Origin of the sequence: Bacillus coreaensis (assembly GCF_050586445.1) — a bacterium.
GTDB classification, from domain to species: domain Bacteria; phylum Bacillota; class Bacilli; order Bacillales; family Cytobacillaceae; genus Robertmurraya_A; species Robertmurraya_A coreaensis.
Genome location: NZ_JBOCCY010000005.1, coordinates 118,045 through 143,752 on the forward strand (window position 1 = coordinate 118,045; position 25,708 = coordinate 143,752).

Here is a 25,708-nt window from a genome sequence, read left to right on the forward strand (position 1 = left end):
TTAGAATAGAAAAAACAAGCAGGTATCATGGTGTTACCTTGCCTGGGTTACAATGTTAAGGAGGATTTATACATAATGGTCAAACGCAGTAGAATTGTGGCCTTTTTGTTATTGCTGCTTCTTTTTGCAAGTACAATTGGGACAACTACGAATAGTATTTTAAAAAATATAAAACTAGGATTGGACCTTCAAGGAGGATTTGAAGTCCTCTACGAAGTGGAACCTGCTAAAAAAGGGCAAAAAATTGACCAGGAAGTTTTAAATAGTACGGTAGAGGCATTAGATAATCGAATTAACGTACTTGGGGTAAGTGAGCCGGTCATTCAAATTGAAGGTGATAATCGGATTCGTGTTCAGCTTGCCGGTGTATCTGACCAGGACCAAGCTCGTGAAATTCTTTCGACAGAGGCGAATTTAACGTTCCGAAATGCTAATGATGAAATCATGATGGATGGTACGGATTTAGTTGAGGGTGGTGCGAAGCAAACCTTTGATGAAAACAACCAACCGAGCATCTCTTTACAGTTAAAGAGTGCGGATAAATTTCGAGAAGTGACACAAGAAATTGTTGGAATGGCTCCTCAAAATCAATTAATTATCTGGTTAGATTTTGAAGAAGGGGAAGATTCTTACCAAGCAGAACTTGCCAAGGAAGAACCAAAATTTCTGTCCAATCCAAATGTAAATCAAGTGTTTAATCAAGATACCGTTTCCATTGTCGGGAATTTTGAATTAGAAGAAGCAAAGACGTTGGCTTCTTTGTTAAATGCGGGAGCACTTCCTGTTCAGCTTACCGAAGTGTATTCAACCTCTGTTGGTGCTCAATTTGGGGAAGAAGCACTAAATGAGACGGTGTTTGCTGGAATCGTAGGAATTAGTGTCATCTTCTTATTCATGCTTTTCTATTATCGTTTCCCTGGATTTATTGCTGTTATTACACTCTCTCTTTATATTTACCTAATTCTCCTGATCTTCGATTGGATGAATGGAGTGTTAACACTACCAGGAATAGCAGCTCTAATCCTCGGGGTGGGTATGGCTGTAGATGCGAACATCATTACGTATGAGAGAATTAAGGAAGAACTAAAGGTTGGAAGAACGGTTAAGTCGGCTTATGAAGTGGGTAGTAAAGGTGCGTTTTGGACTATTTTTGACTCGAACATCACGACCATTATTGCCGCTGGAGTACTATTTTTCTATGGAACAAGCTCTGTTAAAGGGTTTGCAACGATGTTAATTATCTCGATTTTAGGAAGCTTTATTACTGCTGTTTTTGCATCTCGTCTATTGCTAGGTTTGTGGGTGAAAAGCGGTTTCCTAAGTAAGCGCCCTACTTGGCTCGGTGTAAGAAAGAAAGATATGAAAGATATTTCTGAAGGTTATGATGCCATTGATTTACCTACAAGATTCGATCGATGGGATTTTGTGAAAAATCATAAAATCATCTTTACCATTTCAGGTGTATTATTCTCAGTCGGACTGGTCGTTCTAATCTTGTTTAAGCTCAATCTAGGAATTGACTTTGCAAGTGGAACGAGGGTGGAAGTACCGTCCGATAAACCAATTGAAATTGAACAGTTAAAACATGAGTTTGCGAAATTTGATCTTGAAGCTGAAAATATTGTCATGTCTGGAGACAATAATGACGTTGCCGTGGTTCGCTTTTTAGGTGTATTACCAAAGGAAGAAATTGCTGAGCTTAAAGCACACTTTAAAGAATTATACGGTTCTGATCCTAATATCAGCACGGTTTCCCCAGTGGTTGGAAAAGAGTTAGCTAAAAATGCAATGATTGCTGTAGCGATAGCATCCATTGGAATTATTCTCTATGTATCGATTCGTTTTGAGTGGAGAATGGCTCTTGCTGCAATTGTCGCTCTCTTACATGATGTTTTCTTCATTATTGTTTTGTTTAGTTTTACAAGACTAGAGGTAGATTTAACGTTTATTGCAGCCGTCTTAACCATTGTCGGTTACTCAATCAATGACACAATCGTAACATTTGACCGAATGAGAGAAAACTTGGCTAAGAAAAAGAGAATTAAAACTTATGAAGAACTTGCTGACGTTGTAAATAGTAGTTTACGTCAAACATTAGGAAGATCAGTAAATACGGTCTTAACTGTAGTTATTGCCGTTGTTGCTTTACTGCTATTTGGAAGTTCCTCCATTCTTAATTTCTCATTAGCGTTGCTAATCGGACTAGTTGTTGGTGTATACTCCTCTATTTTTATCGCTGCTCAACTATGGCTAGTGATGAAAGCAAAAGAACTTAAGCAAAAGGGAGTTCTAATAACTGAAAAAGTAAAAAGAGAAAGAACAGACGAGCCACAGGTTTAATTCTAGAACCACAGGGAATATTTCTCTGTGGTTTCTCTTTTTGAAAAGGATTTTTTGGTTACACTAATGGGTAGTGAATGGGTTGAAGGAGAGTTAAGTATTGGAAAATCAAGAGCGATTTAAAAAAGCCGAATTTGTAGCAATTATTGGGATTATCGGGAATTTAATTTTAGCTGTTTTGAAATGGGTAATTGGTGTGTATGCAAACAGTCGGGCTTTAGTTGCTGACGCTGTTAATTCGGCTTCAGATGTGGCGGGCTCTTTAGCTGTTTTTATAGGACTGCGTGCTGCTAAACAACCACCAGATGAAGATCATCCATATGGACACGGCAAGGCGGAGTCGATCGCAGCCATTATTGTGGCCGTTTTATTGGTTTTAGTTGGGTTTGAGATTGGAAAATCCTCCTTTCAAGCGTTTTTCCAGCCGATTGAAGCCCCTAAACTAATTGCTCTTGTGGCAGTGATTGTATCAATTGCCATTAAAGAGACCATGTACCGTTATACCTTCTCGATGGGGAAGAAGTTAAACAGTGATGCCTTAATTGTAACTGCTTATGATCACAGGTCAGATGTGTATTCGTCTTTAGCTGCGTTGGTGGGGATTGGGTGTGCGATTTTAGGGGAAAAGCTTGCTATTGGCTGGCTCGTATATGCAGATCCGGTAGCAGGGTTATTTGTATCCATTCTTATATTAAAATTAGCATGGAAACTGGGGAGTGAATCGATTCACAATGCCCTTGATCATGTTCTACATGAAGAGGATACGATAGAACTTCGAAAGATTGTTGAAAGCATATCAGAGGTTAAAAAGATTGATGAACTACACGCAAGGGAACACGGTCACTATGTGATTATTGATTTGAAAATATCTGTCGATCCTTATATAACAGTCGAAGAAGGGCACCGGGTTGGGAAAAAGGTAAAGCAAAAACTTATGGAAGAAAGACATGTTGAAAATGTGTTTGTACATATCAATCCTTACAATCCAGATAATAGTGACAATACCTATGATTAAATGAAGAGTCTGCTTAAAAGCGGGCTTTTTTATTTACTAACTGGGGAAACCATTTCATTGAAACAGTAGACCGCCTAAAGTATAATAGAAAAGCTAAGGGGTGAAGGAATGTTAAAGCCAAAATCACGCTGGAGTGTTCAACAGCATAAAAGTGAAGACGATGTGAAAGAGCTTTGTAGCGAATTAAAGATATCTCCTCTTGTAGCTTCTTTGCTTGTACGAAGAGGATTTAATACAGCATCTCTAGCTAAAAAATTTTTGTATGAACATGAGGAACAATGTCATGATCCATATCTATTAATAGGGATGGACATTGCGGTTAATAGAATTCATCAAGCAATTGAAAACCAAGAACCGATATTAATTTTTGGTGATTACGATGCCGATGGTGTAACGAGTACATCTGTCATGATGCTTACATTAAAAGAACTAGGTGCAATTGTCGACTTTTATATTCCCAATCGTTTTACAGAAGGGTACGGTCCAAACGAACCCGCTTTTCGTCATGCTCACGAAAGTGGAGTGAAACTAATAATCACTGTGGATACCGGTATTTCAGCTGTACATGAGGCAAGTGTCTTAAAGAATCTTGGTGTGGATTTGATTATTACCGACCATCATGAACCAGGTCCAATCCTCCCTGAAGCACTAGCAATTATTCATCCAAAGCTATCGGGAAGTACATACCCTTTTAAAGAATTAGCTGGGGTAGGAGTAGCATTTAAGCTTTCACAGGCCTTACTAGGTCAACTTCCTGAGCATTTACTTGAATTTGTAGCGATTGGAACGATTGCTGACCTTGTCCCTTTGGTTGATGAAAATCGCTATCTAGTAAAAAGAGGGTTAAAAAAAATAAGAAGCAGTAGTAGATCAGGGATCAAGGCGCTTTGTAAACAAGCTGGTATCGAACAACAAACCATAGATGAGGAAACGATTGGTTTTACGATAGGACCTCGAATCAATGCAGTAGGTCGGTTAGACTCAGCTGATCCAGCTGTTCACTTACTTTTATCCGAAGACTTGGATGAAGCGGAAATGCTCGCAGAGGAAATCGATTCGTACAATAAGGAACGGCAACGAATTGTATCAAGCATTGCAGATGAAGCGATTCAACAAGTAAATGATTTCTATCCTATTGGGGAGAATTCTGTAATTGTTGTTGGACATGAAGGCTGGAATGCAGGAGTTGTTGGGATTGTTGCATCTAGATTAGTAGAAGCATTTTACCGACCTACGATTGTGTTAAGCTTTGATCGGGAGAAAGGTATTGCTAAAGGCTCAGCTAGAAGCATTGAAGGATTTGATTTATTTAAGAATCTTTCCACATGTAGGGAGATTCTACCTCATTTTGGTGGACATCCTATGGCGGCAGGTATGACGCTAAAACTTGAGGACGTGGATGAATTAAGATCCAGATTAAATGAGCTCGCAATAAATCAACTGTCTGAGGAAGATTTCATCCCAATCACGGTAGTTGATTTAGAAATGTCAATTAAAGATGTTCAGCTAAATGCTTTAGAGGAGCTACAACTTCTTGCACCATTTGGGACGAGCAATAAAAAACCAAAGATTTTGGTGAGAGATGCGAATATAACGCAAATTAAGAAAATCGGTGCTAATCAAAGCCATTTAAAACTAACATTAGAACATGAAGGCTCCATCCTGGACGGAATCGGTTTTCATCTAGGTGAAAAGGTAGATCATATATCGCCACAATCGAAGCTCTCAGTCGTAGGTGAATTGTCTATAAATGAATGGAATAATATAAGGAAGCCCCAAATCTTTTTACATGATCTGGCTATAAATGAATGGCAATTATTTGATTATCGTGGAATAAAGCAGGTTGGTAAGGTTAAGGAAATGGTTCCTACTAGCAAGTGGATAAGCTTTAATAACGAGATTTCAGAGAATATAAAACAGGCACTTTCGGATCGATTACATCTTATTGATACGGTTGAGCAAGCTAGAAATATGGTTATAGATGATCAGTATGTGGTTTTATATGATCTGCCAACATCGAAGGAATTATTGACTTCATTACTGAATGGAAAGAAACCTGCTAGAATTTATGCGCATTTTTACAAAGAGGAAAGTGACTTTTTCAGTACGATCCCAACAAGAGATCATTTCAAATGGTATTATGCGTTTTTATCAAAAAAGGCACCTTTCGATTTGGAAAAGTACGGTGATGATTTAGCAAAATACCGTGGCTGGTCTAGAGAAACAATTGATTTTATGTCACAGGTGTTTTTTGAACTGGATTTTGTTAAAATAAACAATGGATTTATTACACTTAACACTAGCAGTCATAAACGAGATCTAACGAGCTCTAAAACATATCAGAAAAAACAAGAAGATTTAGCGCTTGAACAAGAATTATTATATTCCTCCTATCAGGTACTTCACTCCTGGTTGGATGAATGTATTCGAGGCTCGGTGGAAATTGAGGAGGAAGTAAAGTAATGGATTTAAAGAAATATGTAACGATTGTAGAAGATTGGCCAAAGCCAGGAATTAAGTTTAAAGATATTACAACATTAATGGATAACGGTGAAGCGTACCGTTACGCAACCGATCGTATTGTAGATTATGCAAAAGAAAGAAATATTGATATCGTAGTAGGTCCAGAAGCTCGTGGTTTTATTATCGGATGTCCAGTGGCATATTCTTTAGGGGTAGGATTCGCTCCAGTTAGAAAAGAAGGGAAACTACCAAGAGAAACCGTAAAAGTGAACTACGGCCTTGAATATGGTAGTGACGTATTAACGATCCATAAGGATGCAATTAAACCGGGGCAACGTGTATTAATCACGGATGATTTGCTGGCAACTGGTGGAACGATTGATGCAACAATTAAACTTGTAGAGCAATTAGGCGGAGTTGTTGCAGGAATTGCCTTCTTAATTGAGCTATCCTATTTAGATGGAAGAGATAAATTAGATGGATATGATATCTTAACTTTAATGGAATACTAAAATAGACAAAAAAGCGCAGCAATCGTTGCGCTTTTTTTCATTTATTTTGATTGGAAATGACATGATTCGACATTATTTTTAATTTTCCCAGAAAAATAACAGGCTTTCCCTTTACATATTGAGTTTTTTTTTCGATAATAGTAACAATATTAGTTTTATTATGATAAAAAATATATTCCTCACATTCATGGGGTAACATAGAAAGTTAAAGGTGATTATATGGCGAATGATCAAGTGTTGACCGCCGAACAAGTCATCGACCGAACGAAGAAATATTTAAATGATGAAAATGCAGCATATGTGAAAAGGGCATATGAATTCGCAAAGCATGCTCATCGTGAACAATATCGTAAATCAGGTGAACCGTACATTATTCATCCCATACAAGTTGCAGGAATATTGGCTGACTTGGAAATGGACCCAGCTACGGTTGCTTCGGGTTTTCTTCATGACGTCGTTGAGGATACAGATGTAACGATTGAAGATATGGCAAAGGAATTTGGCGAAGAAGTGGCCATGCTTGTCGACGGTGTTACTAAACTCGGGAAGATTAAGTATAAATCTCATGAAGAACAGCAGGCAGAAAATCATCGAAAAATGTTCGTAGCAATGGCGCAAGACATTCGGGTTATCTTAATTAAATTAGCTGACCGACTCCATAATATGCGTACGTTAAAGCATTTACCAGTCGAGAAGCAAAGACGTATATCAAATGAAACATTAGAAATTTTCGCACCATTAGCACATCGATTAGGGATTTCTAAAATTAAATGGGAACTTGAGGATACCGCACTACGTTACTTAAATCCTCAGCAGTATTACCGGATTGTAAATTTAATGAAGAAAAAGCGTGCAGAACGTGAGCAATACTTAGACGATGTTATTAAGGAAATGCGAGTGAGCCTGGATGAAGTTTTGATAAAAGCAGAAATCTCTGGGCGTCCTAAACATATTTATAGCATTTATCGAAAAATGGCGATTCAAAACAAGCAGTTTAACGAAATATATGATTTGCTTGCAATAAGAATCGTCGTAAATTCGATAAAAGATTGTTATGCAGTGTTAGGAATCATTCATACTTGTTGGAAGCCAATGCCTGGACGATTTAAAGATTATATTGCCATGCCTAAACCAAATATGTACCAATCTCTTCATACGACCGTTATTGGACCAAAAGGTGATCCATTAGAGGTTCAGATTCGTACTTTTGATATGCATGAGATTGCTGAATTTGGGATTGCTGCACACTGGGCGTATAAAGAAGGGAAATCAGCTAATGAAGGATCTTCTCTTGAAGAAAAATTAACATGGTTTAGAGAAATATTAGAATTCCAAGATGATACAGCAAATGCTGAGGAGTTTATGGAATCCTTAAAAATTGATTTATTTTCTGATATGGTGTTTGTGTTTACGCCAAAAGGAGATGTATTTGAGCTACCGTCTGGTTCTGTACCAATTGATTTTGCTTATCGTGTCCATTCTGAAATCGGAAATAAAACAATTGGTGCTAAGGTGAACGGTAAGATGGTTACCCTTGATTACAAGTTGAAAACAGGGGATATTATCGAGATTTTAACTTCAAAGCATTCATACGGCCCTAGTCAAGACTGGTTAAAGTTAGCTCAAACGTCACAAGCCAAAAATAAAATTCGTCAATTCTTTAAGAAGCAACGTAAGGATGAAAACGTTGAAAAGGGTCGCGAGCAGGTTGAGAGAGAAATACGAAGCATGGATTTTGATGTGAAGGAAATCTTAACGCCTGAAAATGTGAAAAGAGTTAGTGAGAAATTTAACTTTTTCCATGAAGATGACTTGTATGCGGCCGTTGGATATAACGGGATCACTGCTCTTCAAGTAGCCAATCGCTTGACTGAGAAATGGAGAAAGAAACGAGATCTTGAGCAGGTAAGCACGATTTCAAATGCAGTGTCAGAATTAAAGTCATTCCCTTCAACGAAAAAGAGGGAATCAGGTGTGAGGGTGACGGGAATTGACAATCTTCTCATACGGCTCTCTAGATGCTGCAGTCCTGTTCCAGGAGACGAGATTGTTGGCTTTATCACGAAAGGTCGCGGTGTCTCTGTCCATCGTGCGGATTGTTCAAACATCGATACTGAGGATGCAAAGGCTAGACTGATTCCTGTTGAATGGGAAACAGGCTTAAATAATAAAAAGGAATATAACGTGGACATTGAAATCAGTGGGTACGACCGCCGCGGATTATTAAATGAAGTTCTACAGGCTGTGAATGAAACGAAAACAAACATATCAGCGGTTTCCGGAAAGTCTGACCGAAATAAGATGGCAACCATCAATATGTCTATTGCTATTAATAATGTAAGTCATTTACAAAAGGTCGTGGAACGTATTAAGCAAATTCCTGATATATATTCTGTTCGCAGAGTAATGAATTAGAAAGTTAAGGAGTTTACTTATATGAGAGTGGTTGTTCAAAGAAGCAAAGAAGCTAGCGTGACAGTAGATGGTCAAACGATAGGGGAAATTACAAAAGGATTTGTTCTTCTTGTTGGTATTACACACGGTGACACAATGGAAGATGCAAAGTATGTTGCAGAGAAAATTGTCAATCTTCGTGTGTTTGAGGATCAGGAAGGGAAAATGAATTTATCCTTGTCTCAAGTGGAAGGTGAAATTTTGTCAATCTCTCAATTTACCTTATACGGTGATTGTCGTAAAGGGAGAAGACCTAACTTCATGGAGGCCGCTCACCCAGATCATGCTAGTGTGATATACGATCAATTTAACCAATTGTTACGGGAGCAAGGTGTTAAGGTTGAAACAGGCCAATTTGGAGCAATGATGGACGTAGCACTTATTAACGACGGCCCGGTGACACTGATCATTGAGAGCAAGTAAAAAAGCGAGTTCAATTGAACTCGCTTTTTTTATTTAAGTCTCTTTTCTTAAGAAAAGAGACTGCTAACTAAATTCTTTAGCGCAAAATGGCTATTTCCGCGTTAAAATCGGCTTTAAGATTTTAACAACAATATCTTTATTAAAAAAGCCTTATTTAAAGTATTTTGCCAACCCTTGATATATTCCAGTGGCTGCATTTGCTTGATAGCTCTCTGAATTGACTAATGTTTCTTCCGCAGAATTACTTAAATAGCCTAATTCTAAAAGTACAGATGACCGTTTATTTTCTCTTAACACATGATAATCACCATAGCGAACACCACGATCTTTTAGCTTGGTGAAACTAGCAACCTCTTTGCCTACAGCAGTAGCCAAACTTTGCTGATAGTTATGATAATAATAAGAGGTCATCCCTCGAACCGAGGAGTCGAGAATGCTATCATAATGAATCGAAATGAACGCATCAGCCGCATATGTATGTGACATACCAACGCGAGAGCTTAGCGATAAATACGAATCTGTGTTTCGAGTCATGACTACGTTGGCTCCTGCTGTTTTTAATTTATCGTACAATAGTTGAGCGGTTTTCAACGTCAAGTTCTTTTCATAACTGCCCTTAATACCAGTCGCTCCTGTATCTCGACCACCATGACCAGGGTCAATGACAATAACTTTATTTTTTAAGTATTGTTCTGCACCAGGTCTCTCAATTTGCTGAGAGGCTCCACTTGCTGTTACAAGCCATCCCGCTACAAATCCTTTTGATCCATTTTTTAACTGAATTTCGTACCAGTCATTTTGCACAGAAAAAACAGTAAAAGCTTCACCGGCATTTGCTCTACTAATGACTGAACTGTTTGTTGTAGCCGACTTTCGGATATTTGTTCCGTTATAGAGGATTGTTACGGTACTATTTTCTTCAACATCCACCTTAGTGGTTGTTGAAGACTGTTCTTTGGAAAGGTACCAACTAGCTACCCAACCTAATTGCCCGTTTTTTAGCTTAATTTTTGCCCAATTATTTTCTTCAGCTAAAATATCAAATACTTGTCCTTTTGAAACCGTTCCTACGATTTTGCCACTTAGAGAACCTGTGCTTCGAACATTCAGAGTAGTTGCCGTAATCGTCCCAATCAACCCACTTGAAGAATTCGTGGTTGTTGGATTTGGAACGGAAGGCTGAGAAGAAGTAGAGTTAACTTCTACAAATTCTTTACTAATCCAGGCTGCTTGTCCATTATATATTATTTTTACCCACTTGTTTTCCACACTTTGGATTGTAACCGTGCTACCCTTTTGAAGCTTTCCAAGGATTGTACCTGATGTGGAAGCGGTAGAACGAACATTTAGATTGTTTGTGGTTACCTTTCCGGTCTGCTGACTACTGCTAGAGCCTCCTGTATCAGATTTTATCTCTTGGATAAATTCCGCTGCTACCCATCCTGTTACACTAGTGGTTTTAATTTGATGCCAGTTTGATTCTGTTTTGATAATTGTAACGGTAGCACCTTGAGATAAAGATGATACTACCTTATAAGAGGTGCTAGGACCTGAACGCACACGGAGTTGATTCGCTGTTACAATTCCACTCTTTGACGACGAAACTTCATTTGCAGAATGTTTTTTAACAAGCCAAGCGGCTACCCATCCTTTTTTTTCAGAGGAATTTAAGGATACTTGAATCCAGTCTGATTTTTCCTCTATTACAGAAAAACGGTCCCCGCGTTTTACCACCTCAATGACTTTATAACTAAGTCCTGGTCCTTCTCTTACATTTAAAGTGTCAGTTGTTATTTCAATGGTTGACCCTTCGGCAAATGCTGACTCGGGTTCATTGGGGAATGGACTGCATAAAAGAAGAAATGTCAGAAAAAACAATATGTATTTATTTTTGTACAAGTGTGAATCTCCCTCCCTGATAAGTGGTATGTAAGGGTATTGATGTAATAGTTTTATGTGCCAACCTCTATAATAAAGGAAGAATTTACATATGTTAATACGATGCGAATAATTTTTCCCTATAAATTAATGAACAATGTTATTTAGCTGAAACTTTTTCTTAAAAAAGGGACAAACTAAAGGGGAGATAATAGACGGGGTGATAACATATGAGATATAGTGATAAGGCGTTTTCTACACATGATGGAGATAACCAAATTTTTGGTGTCGATTTTCATGATTTTATTCAGAAAGAAAAAAACTCAAATATGGTAGAATTAGCTAGTGAGTTTGGTCTATCGATACGAGATGTGAAAAAGCTGAAAAAAAGATTAGAGAGATCGTAAGTTTTGTAATATATCTTGACATTCTGAATACTCGAACGTAATATATAAACTAATATTAAAGACGAATAACCGTTTGATGGAGCAAAGTAGTTAAACTCCCACGTGAAAAGAGAGGAAATGTCGATAGGCTGAAAGCATTTCCGCATTGTGGCTTAATGAAAGAACACTCCGTAGGCTTCACTTCGAACAATCATATGATTTAGTAGGAGAGGAACGTTGACAGGCGTTAACTGTAAAAGTGGAAGTGGCTTTTTTTAGCTGCTTCAATTAGGGTGGCACCACGGGATATTAACTCTCGTCCCTTGTATGTAATAGTACAAGGGACGGGAGTTTTTTGCATTCTTACGATTATATTTACATAAAAAGATAGCTAGGAGGGGTTCCAAATGGCGTTAAAGCTACCAAGAGGAACACAAGATATTCTCCCAGGAGAAGTTGAAAAATGGCAATTTATTGAAACGGTTGCTAGAGATTTATGCGAGAGATTTCAATATAAAGAGATTCGTACACCGATCTTTGAACATACAGAAGTGTTTACCAAGGGTGTAGGCGATACAACGGATATTGTTCAGAAGGAAATGTATACGTTTGAGGACCGTGGAGGAAGAAGTTTAACTCTACGTCCAGAGGGAACAGCAGCTGCGGTACGATCTTTTGTCGAACATAAAATGTTTGGTTACGCTAACCAACCAGTGAAAATTTTCTACATGGGGCCGATGTTCCGTTATGAAAGACCACAGGCAGGGAGATACCGTCAATTTGTCCAGTTTGGTGTGGAAGCGCTTGGCAGTGCAGATCCCGCTATTGATGCAGAGGTAATTGCTCTTGCTATGAGCATTTATCAATCTTTAGGCTTGAAGAAGCTAAAGCTAATTATTAATAGCCTTGGTGACAAGGAAAGTAGAAACGCTCACAGAGATGCCTTAATCAATCATTTTTCACCAAGAATTGATGAGTTTTGTGGGGATTGTAAATCAAGATTAGAAAAAAATCCTCTGCGAATCCTTGACTGTAAGAAGGATCGTGACCATGAGCTTATGTCATCAGCGCCATCCATCCTACAATATTTAAATGATGATTCTAAAAAATATTTTGATAAAGTTCAACAATATTTAACTGACCTTGGGATTGATTTTGAAGTCGATCCGAATCTAGTAAGGGGCCTAGACTACTACAATCAAACGGCTTTCGAAATAATGAGTGATGCTGAAGGGTTTGGAGCCATTACGACTCTTTGTGGCGGGGGACGTTACAATGGGCTTGTAGAAGAAAGTGGTGGACCAGAAACTCCAGGTATTGGCTTTGCACTTAGCATTGAACGCTGTTTGGCAGCACTTCATGCGGAAGGAATTGAACTTCCAGTGACAGAGGGAATTGATTGTTTTCTTGCTTCATTAGGTGAGGCAGCCAAGGACTATACTGTAAAGCTTTTACATGAACTACGTAAAGCAGGTTATTCTGCGGAACGAGATTATCTTGATCGAAAAATCAAAGCTCAGTTGAAGACAGCGGATCGTTTGCAAGCCAAGTATGTAGCAGTCCTAGGAGACGATGAACTTCAAGCGAATAAAATCAGCGTGAAGGACATGGAAAGTGGAAATCAAATTGAAGTACCGTTAGATACATTTATGGAAGAATTTTCAGCAATTTATAAAAAAGGGAGATAGGAATATGTACGGTAGAACGTATTTTTGTGGAGAGGTAACAGAACAGCATATTGGAGAAAATATTACGTTAAAGGGATGGGTGCAAAGACGTCGCGATTTGGGTGGATTAATTTTTATTGACTTGCGTGACCGTACTGGAATAATCCAAGTGGTGTTTAATCCAGAGGTTTCACCAGAAGCTCTAGCTCTAGCAGAAAAAATTCGAAATGAATACGTTTTGGATATAGTTGGGACAGTTATTGGGAGAGAAGCGGGTACGATAAATGAAAACCTCCAAACAGGACGAATTGAAGTACAAGCAAAGCAGGTTACAATTATTAACGAGGCCAAAACACCTCCATTTACAATCGCAGACCAAACGGATGTATCCGAGGATGTTCGCTTGAAATATCGATACCTGGATCTTAGAAGACCAGCTATGTTTGAGACATTTAAAATGCGTCATCAAGTAACTCAAATTATTCGCAACTTCCTTGATCGTGAAGGATTCTTGGATGTAGAAACTCCCATTCTAACTAAAAGTACACCAGAGGGTGCACGTGATTATTTAGTACCTAGTCGTGTTCATCCAGGTGAATTTTATGCCTTACCGCAATCACCGCAAATATTTAAACAACTTCTTATGGTGGGTGGTTTTGAAAGGTATTATCAAATTGCAAGATGCTTCCGTGATGAAGACCTTCGTGCAGACAGGCAGCCTGAATTTACACAAATAGATATTGAAACGAGCTTTATGAGTCAAGATGATATCATTTCATTGATGGAAGACATGATGAGCGAAATGATGTCAAAGGTAAAGGGATTGGAAGTGGAAATACCGTTTGCCCGCATGCCTTATCAAGAGGCAATGGCACGTTTTGGCTCCGACAAGCCAGACACTCGTTTTGGCATGGAACTAGTGGATCTTTCAGAAATCGTGAAGAATTCTAGCTTTAAGGTTTTTGCAGGAGCGGTTTCATCAGGTGGCCAAGTAAAGGCGATTAATGTGAAGCAGGCAGCGACCAAGTATTCTCGTAAAGATATCGATGCATTAACTGAATTTGTAGCGGTGTATGGAGCAAAAGGTTTGGCTTGGTTAAAAGCGGAAGAGGATGGAATAAAAGGACCAATCTCTAAATTTATAACTGAAGAAGAAGAGGCGGCTTTAACGTCTGCGTTATCAATTGAAACGGGTGACTTACTCCTTTTTGTAGCTGATAAAAAGAGTGTGGTGGCTGATGCATTAGGTGCTCTTCGATTAAAACTTGGAAAAGAGCTTGAATTAATCGATCAAAGCAAATTCAACTTCTTATGGATTACCGATTGGCCATTACTTGAGTATGATGAGGCAGATGGACGTTATTATGCGGCTCACCATCCATTTACAATGCCAGTGAGAGAGGACCTTCACTTATTAGACGAAAATCCAGGTCTTGTTCGAGCACAGGCGTATGATCTTGTACTCAATGGCTATGAGCTTGGGGGTGGATCGCTGCGTATTTTCGAAAGAGATGTTCAGGAAAAAATGTTCAGTATTTTAGGATTCTCTCCAGAGGAAGCGAGAGCTCAGTTCGGTTTCTTGCTTGAAGCCTTTGAATACGGAACACCTCCTCATGGTGGAATTGCTCTTGGGCTAGACAGACTCATCATGCTTCTAGCAGGCAGAACCAATTTAAGAGATACAATTGCGTTTCCAAAAACTGCTAGTGCAAGCTGTTTATTAACAGATGCTCCGGGTGAAGTGAGCGAGGCGCAGCTTTCAGACCTTCATCTGTCATTAAAACGTAATATTTCTGTACAATAGAGTCATCTTGAAACTTATATAAAGGTATGATATAGTTTAAACAAACATAAGAATCCTGATGTGTTCGTGGTATTACCTAAAGTTTTGACCAACAGCTTTACTACGGGAGTTTGAGTTTTCGAGTGGCGTAAATGCCTTTGGCTTAGGACTTACAAAAGCTTGGAACAGAACACCCACCTGCTTATGCGGGATCAAAACGAAGGCATCGACGACGGCACGATTGGGATTCTTACTTTATTTACATAACCTTACACCCTTATGCTATTATCAGCATAGGGGTTTTTTGATGGTCTTTATGTATCTATCCTAGACTTGTTTTTGTTTGTGAGTATGGTATAGTCATATCGAGAAAAATAAGTTAAGTAATCAACTACATAAATATAGATGCTGGAGTGATGAAGATGTTGCACCAATTTTCCCGCAATGAACTTGCGATTGGAAAGGAAGGAATTGATACATTAAAAGGGAGTACAGTTGCTGTATTAGGAATCGGCGGAGTAGGCTCGTTCTCTGCCGAGGCACTAGCGCGGTCTGGGGTGGGGCGTCTCATTTTAATTGATAAAGATGATGTTGATATAACAAATGTGAATCGTCAAATCATTGCCTTACTTTCCACAGTGGGAAGACCTAAAGCCGATTTGATGAAGGAACGCATAATGGATATCAATCCTGAATGTGAAGTCATTTCATTAAAGATGTTTTATACAGAGGAGACGTATGAAGAAATCTTTCAATACGGACTTGATTTTGTAGTGGATGCTTCAGATACTATTTTGTATAAAATTCATCTAATGAAAGAATGTTTAAAGCGAAATATACCAATGATCTCAAGTATGGGAGCCGCTAATAAAATGGATCCTACTCGTTTCCAAATTGCGGATATTTCAAAAACACATACGGATCCGATTGCAAAGGTCATTCGTACACGGTTACGTAAAGAAGGTATAAGAAAAGGGATACCAGTAGTTTTTTCAGATGAAAGCCCGATCGTTATTCGCGAGGATGTTCGAAAAGTAGTTGGGAAAGAGAATGCAGAGATAAGAAAGGCAAAGATGCCACCTTCTTCGAATGCCTTCGTGCCATCTGTTGCCGGTCTTATTATGGCAAGCTATGTCATCCGTGAGCTATTAAAAGACATAAAAATTTCTACGGTTAAAGATAGTAAATAGAGGAGAAAAAACGGACAAGCACACGCCTTGTCCGTTAATTTTTCATCAGCTTTTCATAGATGGAAGCGAGTGCTTGCTCAAACTTTCCGGTATTTTTGGGCTTATAATAAACCTTCTTTTTTAGTTTGTCAGGTAAGTACTGCTGTTTAACCCACCCGTTTTCATAATCATGTGGATATAAGTAATCGATCCCTCTTCCAAGGGAGGCGGCTCCTTTATAATGGGCATCCTTCAAATGTAGTGGCACTTCACCGCTTAGACCAGCGTCAATATCAGCAATTGCGAGGTCTAATGCTTTATAGGCAGAATTAGACTTAGGAGAAAGGCATAGCTCAATAACAGCGTTAGCTAGCGGAATCCGCGCTTCAGGAAATCCTAGACGTTCGGCTGTTTCGATGGCGGCCAGTGTTCTCGCACCTGCCTGAGGATTGGCAAGGCCAATGTCTTCATAGGCAATAACGATTAATCTTCTACTTATACTAACTAAATCACCAGCGACAATGAGTCTCCCTAAATAATGAAGTGCTGCATTTACATCACTGCCTCGTATTGATTTTTGGAAAGCAGAAAGAACATCGTAATGTGCATCCCCATCACGGTCATGTGAAAAGCTCTTCATTTGTAAGCATTCCTCAGCTATATCAAGAGTAATGGTAATGACTCCAAACTCATCAGGTTCCGTAGAAATAATGGCTAGTTCAAGTGCATTGAGAGAACTCCTTACATCGCCATTTGAAGCATTTGCAAAATGTTCTTTTGCTTGGTTTGATATGTGAACGTTATAATTTCCCAATCCCCGGTCTTTATCATGTAAGGCATGGTTAATCGCTATTATTATTTCATCAGTTGTTAATGGCTTTAGCTCAAAGATTTGACAACGACTTCGAATCGCTGGATTAATGGCATGAAACGGATTGCTTGTCGTTGCTCCAATTAGGACAATGGCTCCATTTTCTAAATGTGGAAGAAGAAAATCTTGCTTTGCTTTATCTAGACGGTGGACCTCATCCAGTAAAAGAATCACTTTACCGGACATTTTTGCTTCTGCAGCAACTACCTCGAGGTCTTTTTTATTATTTGTCACCGCATTTAAGGTACGGAAGGCATATTTTGTACTACCTGCAATCGCACTAGCAATGGATGTTTTTCCAACACCAGGTGGTCCATAAAGAATCATGGACGAAAGCTGTTTTGCTTTAACCATACGCTGAATAATCTTTCCTTCACCGACTAGATGCTGCTGACCAACAATCTCATCAATCGTTCTTGGTCGCATTCGGAAGGCGAGTGGCTTTTCGTTCATATTCATCGCTCCGTTTATCGTTTTACATAAAGGTAACATACGTTCGTGTTATTTGCATACTATTATGCTATAATGTCAAATGTCTATCAAATAAGTCAGGATTTTGTTAAGATTTACAAGAAACCATTTTGTTTAAGGAATTGATTTGGTAATGGGTTTTAAAAAGACAGGACAAGTGGCTCCAAGATTTTTTATTTATTTTGTAGGTTTATTAATTATGTCCCTTGGAATTGTATTATTAATAAAGGCGGATGTCGGCGCTACTCCTTGGGATGTTCTCCATGTGGGGCTTCATTACCAATATGGGCTAACGATTGGTACATGGTCAATTTTCGTTGGGATAGCGATCTTAAGTATGGCGACCGTTATTTCTAAGGAATTTCCGAAAATCGGTGCGTTTTTAAATATGGTATTAGTTGGCATTTTTATTGATATGTATTTTCTTCTTCCGATTATTCAAACACCCGATGACTGGGTTGGGAAATCGTTGATGTTTACCGCTGGTCTTCTATTAAATGGGTACGGAATGGGATTATATATTTCGGGTTCCTTTGGTGCTGGACCAAGAGACAGTCTAATGATTGCTTTAACGGAAAGAACAGGGTGGAAGGTTACATATGTCCGGGCTTGTATTGAAATTATTGCACTGATTGTTGGGTGGCAACTCGGTGGACCAGTATTTGTTGGTACCGTCGTGTACAGCTTTGTAATTGGTCCTATTGTTGGCATAGCGTTGCCACAATGCCAAAGGCTGACAGATGATTTCCTTAGTAAATTACAATCTGCTAAAAGAATGACTGATCATACAAAAGAAGATATTAGTAATCGAGGTGCTAGTTTATGAAAATATCTACAAAAGGTCGCTATGGATTAACAATCATGATCGAGCTCGCCAAAAAACATGGCGAAGGACCAACATCGCTTAAAACAATTGCTCAAGCAAATGATTTATCTGAGCATTATTTAGAGCAATTAATTGCTCCTCTTAGAAACGCTGGATTTGTTAAGAGCATTCGTGGGGCCTATGGTGGTTATGTGTTAGCAAAGGGACCAACAGAAATTAGCGCAGGGGATATTATCCGTGTGTTAGAAGGTCCGATTAGTCCCGTCGAAGGGATTGAGGATGAAGAGCCTGCAAAGCGTGCATTATGGATGAGAATCCGTGATGCTGTGAAAGGTGTTTTAGATAATACAACACTAGAAGATTTAGCAAATCACACAGATGACGGAGAGTCAGATTCCTATATGTTTTACATATAGGAGAAAAGGTAAAGATAGTTTCAGGTGGATATTTATAAGTAGGTGAACATGTTGAATCATATATATTTGGATCATGCAGCAACGGCTCCAGTTCATACGGATGTCATTGATACGATGGCATTGGTGATGAAAGAGCAATTTGGGAATCCGTCTAGTATTCATTCATTTGGAAGGTCCGCAAGAGCTATAGTAGACGAGTCTCGTTCAAAAATTGCAAAGAGCATTGGAGCGAAATCGGAGGAGATTATTTTTACAAGTGGGGGCACTGAGAGTGATAATCTTGCCATTTTAGGAGTAGCGAAATCTTATCAAAAGAATGGTAACCATATTATTACTAGCATGATCGAACATCATGCCGTTTTACACGCTTGTAAAAATCTTGAAAAAGAAGGTTTTGAAGTAACCTACTTACCAGTTGATGAACATGGGCTAATTTCAATCGAAGACTTTAAGAAAGAACTTCGAGATGAAACGATTCTCGTAACTATTATGTACGGAAATAACGAAGTGGGAGCGGTACAACCGGTTAAAGAAATTGCCATGCTATTAGAAGATCACCAAGCGAAATTTCATACAGATGCAGTTCAAGCCTATGGTTTAACTGATTTGGACGTAGCTGATCTTGGCGTAGACTTGTTATCCGTCTCAGCGCATAAAATTAATGGACCTAAAGGGATTGGATTCCTATATGTGAAGCAAAATACGGCATTAACGCCTCTTTCCTTTGGGGGAGAACAGGAACGAAAAAGACGTGCAGGAACAGAGAACGTAGCGTCAATCGCTGGTTTTGCTAAAGCAGTTGAAATAGCTTCGATTGAGAGAGCTGAAAAGGTTGAGCAATATCTCATGTTTAAAAAGTTGCTGCTTGAATCTCTTCAATCAAAGGATATTACATTCTCAGTAAACGGATTGCTTGAAAATTCCCTCCCACATGTACTAAACTTAAGCTTTCCAGGCACAGATGTCGAATCAATGCTTGTGAATCTGGATATGGAAGGTGTGGCTGTATCGAGTGGTTCTGCGTGTACTGCAGGTTCGATTGATCCTTCTCATGTTTTAGTGGCAATGTTTGGTCAAGAATCAGAGCGAGTGAGAAACTCCATCCGATTTAGCTTTGGCCTTTATAATACAAAAGAGCAGGTCGAACATTCAGCTGAAGTTACAGCGAAAATAGTAAGTAGGCTGACAAGATAGGACCTGCGAATGAGGTGAAGAAAGTGAAAAAAGACAACAAGGACATACGTGTTGTCGTAGGTATGTCTGGGGGAGTAGATTCATCTGTAGCTGCCTTGCTCTTAAAAGAACAAGGGTATGATGTGATTGGAATTTTTATGAAAAACTGGGATGATACCGATGAGTTCGGTGTTTGTACGGCTACCGAAGATTATGAGGATGTTATTCGAGTTTGCAATCAAATCGGTATACCTTATTATGCAGTGAATTTTGAAAAGCAATATTGGGACAAAGTATTTACTTACTTCCTAGAAGAATATAAAGCAGGTAGAACACCAAATCCCGATGTCATGTGTAACAAGGAAATTAAGTTTAAAGCATTTTTAGAGCATGCTATGAAGCTAGGTGCGGACTATTTAGCAACTGGGCATTACGCGAGAGTTGAATACCGCGATGGGGAATACAAAATGCTTCGTGGAGTAGATGAAAACAAGGATCAAACGTATTTTTTAAACCAGCTTTCGCAAAACCAACTTGAAAAAGTGATGTTTCCAATAGGCGATATTGAAAAAGCGAAGGTAAGAGAGATTGCTCAGGATGCTAACTTAGCAACTGCAACCAAAAAGGACAGTACGGGAATCTGCTTTATTGGGGAGCGTAATTTCAAAGAATTTCTAAGCAATTACTTGCCAGCTCAACCCGGGAATATGGAAACACTTGAGGGAGAGATTGTTGGTAAGCATGATGGATTAATGTACTATACAATCGGTCAGAGACATGGCTTAGGAATCGGTGGTGCGGGCGACCCTTGGTTTGTCATCGGTAAAGACCTTGAGCGCAATGCATTGTTTGTAGGACAAGCATTTCATAATGATAAATTGTACTCTGATTCAATCATTGCTGTTGATGTTAGCTGGGTTACTGGCAAGGAAGTGATGCAGACTTTCGAGTGTACGGCTAAGTTCCGCTACCGTCAACCTGATAACAAAGTAACTGTTCATAAATTAGAAGATGGGACCGTAAAGGTGATATTTGCTGAGCCAATCCGGGCTATAACACCTGGTCAATCGGTTGTCTTTTATCAAGGTGATGAATGCCTTGGCGGAGGAACCATTGACAAAGTATTCCGTGACGAAAAGCAATTAACTTATGTAGGGTAAGGAGGAAACCTCGATTCATATGGTCGAGGTTTTCGTATGTATAAAAAGGACAAAACTAGATGAAAAGAAGTTATAATAATAAAAGACAATAAATAATGGAGCGTGTACTTATGGATAAAAATGAAAAAGGGATTCAATTGATGAAGGAGGGAAAGTGGGAAGAAGCTGCTGGATTGTTTATGAAGGCAATTGAGGATAATCCGAATGATGCGGTATCGTATATAAATTTCGGAAACGTATTATCGGCAGTTGGAGAAAATGAGAAGGCACTAAAATTTTTTCAGAAGGCGATAGAAATCGATGAGAATGCGGCAACAGCATATTATAATGCTGGTAACCTATATTTCGAAAATGAGCAATTAGATGAAGCAAAAAATATGTTTGAACTGGCAATGAGAAAGGGACTTCATTCTAGTGATAATTATTTTATGCTTGGATTTACCCTTATTCAGCTAGATCAGCCTAAGCTTGCCTTACCTTATTTGCAAAGAAGTGTGGAGCTAAATGGAGATGATGCAGAAGCTCGTTTTCAATTTGGATTATGTCTAGCTAATCAAGAATTACTTGACGAGGCAATTAAGCAATTTATCGCATGTGTAGAATTAGATCCGGCACATGCTGATGCTTATTATAATCTTGGTGTTGCATATGGATTTAAGGAAGATGGAAAAAAAGCACTTGATATGTTTGATAAAGCATTGGAATTACAACCTGATCATCTGCTAGCAGGTTACGGGAAGAAATTAATCGAAAAAGAGTAATCACCATTCGTAGCGGATTTTTTGTAAGGAGGGGAGTTCTTTGGAGGGACAAGAAACGCTCGATTTGTTTAAGGATCAAGGAAGATTTATAAAAGGAAAGCATCTTGTCACAATCTTTCATAATGAACAAAATTTGTACACCGTTCTAAGAATTCGCGTGGAAGAAACGAATGAGAATTATGAAGACAAAGAAGCTGTTATTACCGGTTATTTTCCAAAAGTTCATGAACAGGAAACGTACATATTTTATGGAGAGTTAAAGGACCATCCGAAATTTGGTCAACAATTTCATGCAACGCATTTTCGAAAAGATATACCCCAAACGAAACAAGGGGTTGTGAGCTATTTATCAAGTGAGCTCTTTAAAGGAGTCGGAAAGAAAACCGCTGAAAAAATCGTTGAAATTTTAGGGGAAAATGCCATCTCTAAAATTATGCAACAACCTTCATTACTTGATCAAATACCGAAGCTTCCTCCGGAAAAGGCAAAGGAAATTTATGATACCCTTATGGAGCATCAAGGGTTAGAACAGGCGATGGTTGCTTTAAATCAATATGGATTTGGTCCGCAAATTTCTATGCGGATTTATCAGGCGTATAAGGACCAGACGGTAGAAGTGGTTCAGTCAAATCCGTATAAGCTTGTTGAAGATATTCAAGGGATAGGGTTTACTAGAGCTGATGACCTTGGGTTTCAACTTGGAATTTCCGGTCATCATCCAGACCGTATCAAGGCGGCCTGCTTATATACGCTTGAGGTTGAGTGTATGCAAAATGGTCATGTATACATGGAAACAGCGTTATTACTCGATAAGGTAAAGACATTATTAGAAGAAAACAAACGTGATGAAATTGATTTCTCACCTATTGGAGCAGAAGTAGTTAAGCTTGAAGAAGAAGGGAAAATCATCGTTGAAGAAATGAGAGTGTATCTGCCTTCCTTATTTTTCTCTGAAAAAGGACTTGTTACAAGCATTAAAAAAATCATCTCTCAAACACAGTATGAAAATCAGTTTCCTGATTCAGAATTTTTACTCGCCCTTGGAAATCTAGAGGAGCGATTAGGAGTTCAGTATGCGCCGACTCAAAAGGATGCGATACAGACGGCTTTGATGTCACCGATGCTGATCTTAACAGGTGGACCAGGTACAGGGAAAACAACGGTTATTAAAGGGATTGTTGAGCTATATGCTGAATTGCATGGCTGCTCTTTAGATCCAAATGATTATAAAGGTGACGAGCCTTTTCCGTTTATATTAGCTGCACCAACTGGACGTGCAGCAAAACGAATGACGGAATCTACGGGGCTTCCTGCGGTTACCATTCACAGGCTTTTAGGATGGAATGGAGTAGAGGGGTTTAGTAGGGATGAGGACAATCCGTTAGAGGGTAAAATTTTAATTGTAGATGAAACGTCTATGCTTGATATTTGGCTTGCTAATCAGCTGTTTAAAGCTCTGCCTGAATCCATACAAGTTATATTGGTTGGGGACGAGGATCAATTACCCTCTGTAGGTCCAGGGCAAGTGCTGAAGGATCTCCTAGGGTGCGGAGTTCTTCCCATCGTTAGGCTCACAGATATTTACCGCCAAGCGGAAGGTTCTTCTATTATTGAGCTTGCTCATGAGATTAAATCGGGACGTTTACCTGCCAATATAAGTCTGCAACAAAAGGACCGCTCCTTTTTTAGATGTAACGCCAACCAAATTGCTGATGTAGTTGAGAAGGTCGTCCGAAATGCGAAGAATAAAGGTTATACAGCAAAAGATATTCAGGTCCTTGCACCGATGTATAAAGGACCCGCTGGAATTGATCGCTTGAACACGTTAATGCAAACCATTTTTAATCCTAACCCTGATGGGACAAGGAAAGAAATAAAGTACGGTGATGTGACTTATCGTGTCGGGGATAAAGTGTTACAGCTTGTGAATCAGCCGGAAAATAATGTGTTTAATGGCGATATAGGGGAAATTGTATCCATCTTTTATGCCAAAGAAAATACGGAAAAAGAGGATATGATCGTTGTATCCTTTGAGGGTGCGGAAGCAACATATACCAGACAAGACCTTCAGCAAATAACCCATTCCTATTGCTGCTCTGTTCACAAATCTCAAGGGAGTGAATTTCCTATTGTAATCCTCCCTGTAGTAAGAAGTTATTATCGAATGCTGCGAAGAAATCTCTTGTATACCGCTATTACGAGAAGTAAACAGTTTCTAATCCTTTGTGGAGAAGAAGAGGCATTAAAGGTGGGTATTTCACGGGCGGATGAAAACGAAAGACTGACCACCCTACGGATGAAATTGCAAAAAGCAATTGGTAATGAAAAAGAGAGTGATGAAAAAGACAGCAATGAAAAAGTTGTATCACAAAATATGGAAGATCACTTGTTATCCGTGGATCCAATGATTGGCATGGAAGGAATTACACCATTTAGTTTCATGGGAAGTTGAATTCAGTCTTAGGAGTGGCTCTTTGGATCAACACCTCATTAGGACAGAGTCAAGGGTTTTATAAGGTTTTGTGTCCGAATCAGCGCCTCATTAGGACAGAGTCAAGGGTTTTATAAGGTTTTGTGTCCGAATCAGCGCCTCATTTGGACAGGGTAAAGGGTTTTATAAGGTTTACTGTCTGAATCAGCGCCTCATTAGGACAGGGTCAAGGGTTTTATAAGATTTACTGTCTGAATCAGCGCCTCATTAGGACAGGGTCAAGGGTTTTATAAGGTTTTGTGTCCGAATCAGCACCTAATTTGGACAGAGTCAAGGGTTTTATAAGGTTTTGTGTCCGAATCAGCGCCTCATTAGGACAGGGTCAAGGGTTTTATAAGGTTTTGTGTCCGAATCAGCACCTCATTTGGACAAAGGCAAGGGTTTTATAAGGTTTACTGTCCGAATAAGATTATCATTCGGTTTTAGGTTAGCAACATTACATTTGGAAATCGTTTCTCGTTATGATTTTTTGCTTCGTCGTGAACAATAGTAATGTTCGAAAGAGGTGGTATCTTGCGGACATTTACATTGCTAAAGGGAGTTAGTGTGTACGAGAAAGAAAGCGGATCAAAGGTTGGTGAAGTCAATGACCTCATCATTTCTGCGACTAGTGACTCGGTTCAATCTTTGCTAGTAAAGCAAGGAATGCTTGTTAAAAGGACCGTACTGCTTGATATTCAAGACGTCACTTCCTTTGGCTCGGATGGAGTAATGATTGAAGACCGAACTTTGCTAAGACCAATTAAAAGGGGCAGTGATTCTTCCATTGCATTTTGTCGAGGTCTATCCGGGAACATGCTGTTATCTAGTGACGGTGAGCAGCTCGGGTTGATTGAGGATGTATATTTTAAGGAAGAATTGGGCACAATCGTAGGGTATCAATGTTCGGATGGCTTTTTTTCAGACATTCAAGAAGGAAAGCGTGTCATCAAAACCGATGAACCCCTCCAGTATGGAAAAGACGCCATCATCGTGAACGTAAAAAAATCTTAGAGCACATGCCTTAAGATATACCTATACGTGAGGTGTCTACGATGTTAAAATGCCCTAACTGTCAAAGCAAAGATATCGGGAAAATTGGAATTAACCAATACTATTGCTGGAACTGCTTCATTGAACTAACTTTAGCAAAAGGAATCATTAATACTCACCAAGTTGAGGAAGACGGTACATTAAGCTCATTAGACGATCTTTTTGGAGAAGATGAACGCCGATATAGCTCATAAATCTATTAAGAGGTGAGATGAATGAATCGAATGGTAACTTCTGCAATTGCAATCGGAGCAGGTGTTGTTGCATATAATTACGCTCGCAAAAACAAAATGGTATCAGGGCGTGGAATGAAAAAAATGCAGCGTAGAATTTCGAGAATGTTCTAATACAAGGAAAGGTCCCTAAAAAAGGGGCTTTTCTTTTTGTATATTTCTTACTGTTCCACTTTAAACTATA

General features: G+C 39.0%; 21 protein-coding genes, 1 other RNA gene and 1 other annotated feature. Of the genes, 20 read left to right on the forward strand and 2 right to left on the reverse strand.

Annotation, left to right across the window (positions count from 1 at the left end):
• Positions 1–75: 75 nt before the first annotated feature.
• The 6 genes from secDF to dtd all read left to right on the forward strand — a co-directional run bounded on the left by secDF (position 76) and on the right by dtd (position 9,207).
• The gene (gene secDF, locus ACQ5H4_RS09820) at positions 76–2,340 is read left to right on the forward strand and encodes a protein translocase subunit SecDF (protein ID WP_430774762.1); all 2,265 of its coding nucleotides are present in this window, start codon (positions 76–78) and stop codon (positions 2,338–2,340) included.
• 100 nt (positions 2,341–2,440) lie between these two features.
• Entirely contained in the window at positions 2,441–3,355 is a 915-nt protein-coding gene (locus ACQ5H4_RS09825) for a cation diffusion facilitator family transporter (protein ID WP_430774763.1), read from the forward strand.
• A gap of 108 nt (positions 3,356–3,463) precedes the next feature.
• Entirely contained in the window at positions 3,464–5,818 is a 2,355-nt protein-coding gene (recJ, locus tag ACQ5H4_RS09830; protein WP_430774764.1) for a single-stranded-DNA-specific exonuclease RecJ, read from the forward strand.
• The gene (locus ACQ5H4_RS09835) at positions 5,818–6,330 is read left to right on the forward strand and encodes an adenine phosphoribosyltransferase (protein ID WP_430774765.1); all 513 of its coding nucleotides are present in this window, start codon (positions 5,818–5,820) and stop codon (positions 6,328–6,330) included. The genes recJ and ACQ5H4_RS09835 overlap by 1 nt, the downstream gene beginning before the upstream one ends.
• A 219-nt stretch (positions 6,331–6,549) precedes the next feature.
• Positions 6,550–8,745 carry a RelA/SpoT family protein gene (locus ACQ5H4_RS09840; protein ID WP_430774766.1) on the forward strand — a complete coding sequence of 732 codons (2,196 nt, stop codon included), beginning with the start codon at positions 6,550–6,552 and terminating at the stop codon, positions 8,743–8,745.
• Between the two features lie 21 nt (positions 8,746–8,766).
• Positions 8,767–9,207 (forward strand): D-aminoacyl-tRNA deacylase, encoded by a 441-nt coding sequence (dtd, locus tag ACQ5H4_RS09845; RefSeq protein ID WP_430774767.1) that lies wholly within the window; start codon positions 8,767–8,769, stop codon positions 9,205–9,207.
• A gap of 150 nt (positions 9,208–9,357) precedes the next feature.
• On the opposite strand, the gene ACQ5H4_RS09850 is transcribed toward dtd, so the two are convergent.
• Entirely contained in the window at positions 9,358–11,106 is a 1,749-nt protein-coding gene (locus ACQ5H4_RS09850; RefSeq protein WP_430774768.1) for an N-acetylmuramoyl-L-alanine amidase family protein, read from the reverse strand.
• A 209-nt stretch (positions 11,107–11,315) separates the two neighbouring features.
• On the opposite strand from ACQ5H4_RS09850, the gene ACQ5H4_RS09855 reads away from it, so the two are divergent.
• The 5 genes from ACQ5H4_RS09855 to ACQ5H4_RS09875 all read left to right on the forward strand — a co-directional run bounded on the left by ACQ5H4_RS09855 (position 11,316) and on the right by ACQ5H4_RS09875 (position 16,111).
• The gene (locus tag ACQ5H4_RS09855; protein WP_162927792.1) at positions 11,316–11,492 is read left to right on the forward strand and encodes a hypothetical protein; all 177 of its coding nucleotides are present in this window, start codon (positions 11,316–11,318) and stop codon (positions 11,490–11,492) included.
• Positions 11,493–11,555: 63 nt separating this feature from the next.
• Positions 11,556–11,798: a binding site (T-box leader), on the forward strand.
• A gap of 80 nt (positions 11,799–11,878) precedes the next feature.
• On the forward strand, positions 11,879–13,159 hold the full coding sequence (hisS, locus tag ACQ5H4_RS09860; RefSeq protein WP_430774769.1) for a histidine--tRNA ligase: 1,281 nt from the start codon (positions 11,879–11,881) through the stop codon (positions 13,157–13,159).
• Between the two features lie 4 nt (positions 13,160–13,163).
• Complete coding sequence (aspS, locus tag ACQ5H4_RS09865) at positions 13,164–14,942, forward strand: aspartate--tRNA ligase (protein WP_430774770.1); 1,779 nt, start codon at positions 13,164–13,166, stop codon at positions 14,940–14,942.
• A 49-nt stretch (positions 14,943–14,991) separates the two neighbouring features.
• A non-coding RNA gene (gene ssrS / locus ACQ5H4_RS09870) (6S RNA) lies at positions 14,992–15,173 on the forward strand.
• 170 nt (positions 15,174–15,343) lie between these two features.
• Entirely contained in the window at positions 15,344–16,111 is a 768-nt protein-coding gene (locus ACQ5H4_RS09875; RefSeq protein ID WP_430774771.1) for a tRNA threonylcarbamoyladenosine dehydratase, read from the forward strand.
• A gap of 34 nt (positions 16,112–16,145) precedes the next feature.
• Here the strand turns inward: ACQ5H4_RS09875 and ACQ5H4_RS09880 are convergent, their stop codons facing one another.
• A complete protein-coding gene (locus ACQ5H4_RS09880) occupies positions 16,146–17,414 on the reverse strand; it encodes a replication-associated recombination protein A (protein ID WP_430774772.1) in 1,269 nt (422 codons plus the stop codon).
• A gap of 151 nt (positions 17,415–17,565) precedes the next feature.
• Here ACQ5H4_RS09880 and ACQ5H4_RS09885 point away from each other — a divergent pair, with 151 nt between their 5' ends.
• The 9 genes from ACQ5H4_RS09885 (at position 17,566) to ACQ5H4_RS09925 (ending at position 25,638) form a co-directional block, all read left to right on the forward strand.
• Complete coding sequence (locus ACQ5H4_RS09885) at positions 17,566–18,258, forward strand: YczE/YyaS/YitT family protein (protein ID WP_430774773.1); 693 nt, start codon at positions 17,566–17,568, stop codon at positions 18,256–18,258.
• Positions 18,255–18,674, forward strand: a complete 420-nt coding sequence (gene cymR, locus ACQ5H4_RS09890) for a cysteine metabolism transcriptional regulator CymR (RefSeq protein WP_119709230.1) — start codon at positions 18,255–18,257, stop codon at positions 18,672–18,674. The genes ACQ5H4_RS09885 and cymR overlap by 4 nt, the downstream gene beginning before the upstream one ends.
• Positions 18,675–18,725: 51 nt before the next feature.
• A complete protein-coding gene (locus ACQ5H4_RS09895; protein ID WP_430774946.1) occupies positions 18,726–19,868 on the forward strand; it encodes a cysteine desulfurase family protein in 1,143 nt (380 codons plus the stop codon).
• A gap of 23 nt (positions 19,869–19,891) precedes the next feature.
• The gene (gene mnmA, locus ACQ5H4_RS09900) at positions 19,892–21,007 is read left to right on the forward strand and encodes a tRNA 2-thiouridine(34) synthase MnmA (RefSeq protein WP_430774774.1); all 1,116 of its coding nucleotides are present in this window, start codon (positions 19,892–19,894) and stop codon (positions 21,005–21,007) included.
• 110 nt (positions 21,008–21,117) lie between these two features.
• Positions 21,118–21,768, forward strand: a complete 651-nt coding sequence (locus ACQ5H4_RS09905; RefSeq protein WP_430774775.1) for a tetratricopeptide repeat protein — start codon at positions 21,118–21,120, stop codon at positions 21,766–21,768.
• 40 nt (positions 21,769–21,808) lie between these two features.
• Positions 21,809–24,220 carry an SF1B family DNA helicase RecD2 gene (recD2, locus tag ACQ5H4_RS09910; protein ID WP_430774776.1) on the forward strand — a complete coding sequence of 804 codons (2,412 nt, stop codon included), beginning with the start codon at positions 21,809–21,811 and terminating at the stop codon, positions 24,218–24,220.
• A 552-nt stretch (positions 24,221–24,772) separates the two neighbouring features.
• Positions 24,773–25,252, forward strand: a complete 480-nt coding sequence (locus ACQ5H4_RS09915) for a PRC-barrel domain-containing protein (protein WP_430774777.1) — start codon at positions 24,773–24,775, stop codon at positions 25,250–25,252.
• 41 nt (positions 25,253–25,293) lie between these two features.
• Positions 25,294–25,485, forward strand: a complete 192-nt coding sequence (locus ACQ5H4_RS09920; RefSeq protein ID WP_066049968.1) for a hypothetical protein — start codon at positions 25,294–25,296, stop codon at positions 25,483–25,485.
• Positions 25,486–25,506: 21 nt separating this feature from the next.
• On the forward strand, positions 25,507–25,638 hold the full coding sequence (locus ACQ5H4_RS09925) for a YrzQ family protein (RefSeq protein WP_430774778.1): 132 nt from the start codon (positions 25,507–25,509) through the stop codon (positions 25,636–25,638).
• Positions 25,639–25,708 lie beyond the last annotated feature (70 nt).

Bases quoted from the DNA above. Each gene is read 5' to 3' on its own strand.
- ACQ5H4_RS09920 (WP_066049968.1), top strand. From the start codon at position 25,294: ATGTTAAAATGCCCTAACTGTCAAAGCAAAGATATCGGGAAAATTGGA.
- hisS (WP_430774769.1), top strand. From the start codon at position 11,879: ATGGCGTTAAAGCTACCAAGAGGAACACAAGATATTCTCCCAGGAGAA.
- ACQ5H4_RS09840 (WP_430774766.1), top strand. From the start codon at position 6,550: ATGGCGAATGATCAAGTGTTGACCGCCGAACAAGTCATCGACCGAACG.
- cymR (WP_119709230.1), top strand. From the start codon at position 18,255: ATGAAAATATCTACAAAAGGTCGCTATGGATTAACAATCATGATCGAG.
- ACQ5H4_RS09835 (WP_430774765.1), top strand. From the start codon at position 5,818: ATGGATTTAAAGAAATATGTAACGATTGTAGAAGATTGGCCAAAGCCA.
- secDF (WP_430774762.1), top strand. From the start codon at position 76: ATGGTCAAACGCAGTAGAATTGTGGCCTTTTTGTTATTGCTGCTTCTT.
- ACQ5H4_RS09875 (WP_430774771.1), top strand. From the start codon at position 15,344: ATGTTGCACCAATTTTCCCGCAATGAACTTGCGATTGGAAAGGAAGGA.
- recJ (WP_430774764.1), top strand. From the start codon at position 3,464: ATGTTAAAGCCAAAATCACGCTGGAGTGTTCAACAGCATAAAAGTGAA.
- ACQ5H4_RS09855 (WP_162927792.1), top strand. From the start codon at position 11,316: ATGAGATATAGTGATAAGGCGTTTTCTACACATGATGGAGATAACCAA.
- ACQ5H4_RS09905 (WP_430774775.1), top strand. From the start codon at position 21,118: ATGGATAAAAATGAAAAAGGGATTCAATTGATGAAGGAGGGAAAGTGG.
- ACQ5H4_RS09925 (WP_430774778.1), top strand. From the start codon at position 25,507: ATGAATCGAATGGTAACTTCTGCAATTGCAATCGGAGCAGGTGTTGTT.
- ACQ5H4_RS09885 (WP_430774773.1), top strand. From the start codon at position 17,566: ATGGGTTTTAAAAAGACAGGACAAGTGGCTCCAAGATTTTTTATTTAT.
- ACQ5H4_RS09880 (WP_430774772.1), bottom strand. From the start codon at position 17,414: ATGAACGAAAAGCCACTCGCCTTCCGAATGCGACCAAGAACGATTGAT.
- dtd (WP_430774767.1), top strand. From the start codon at position 8,767: ATGAGAGTGGTTGTTCAAAGAAGCAAAGAAGCTAGCGTGACAGTAGAT.
- aspS (WP_430774770.1), top strand. From the start codon at position 13,164: ATGTACGGTAGAACGTATTTTTGTGGAGAGGTAACAGAACAGCATATT.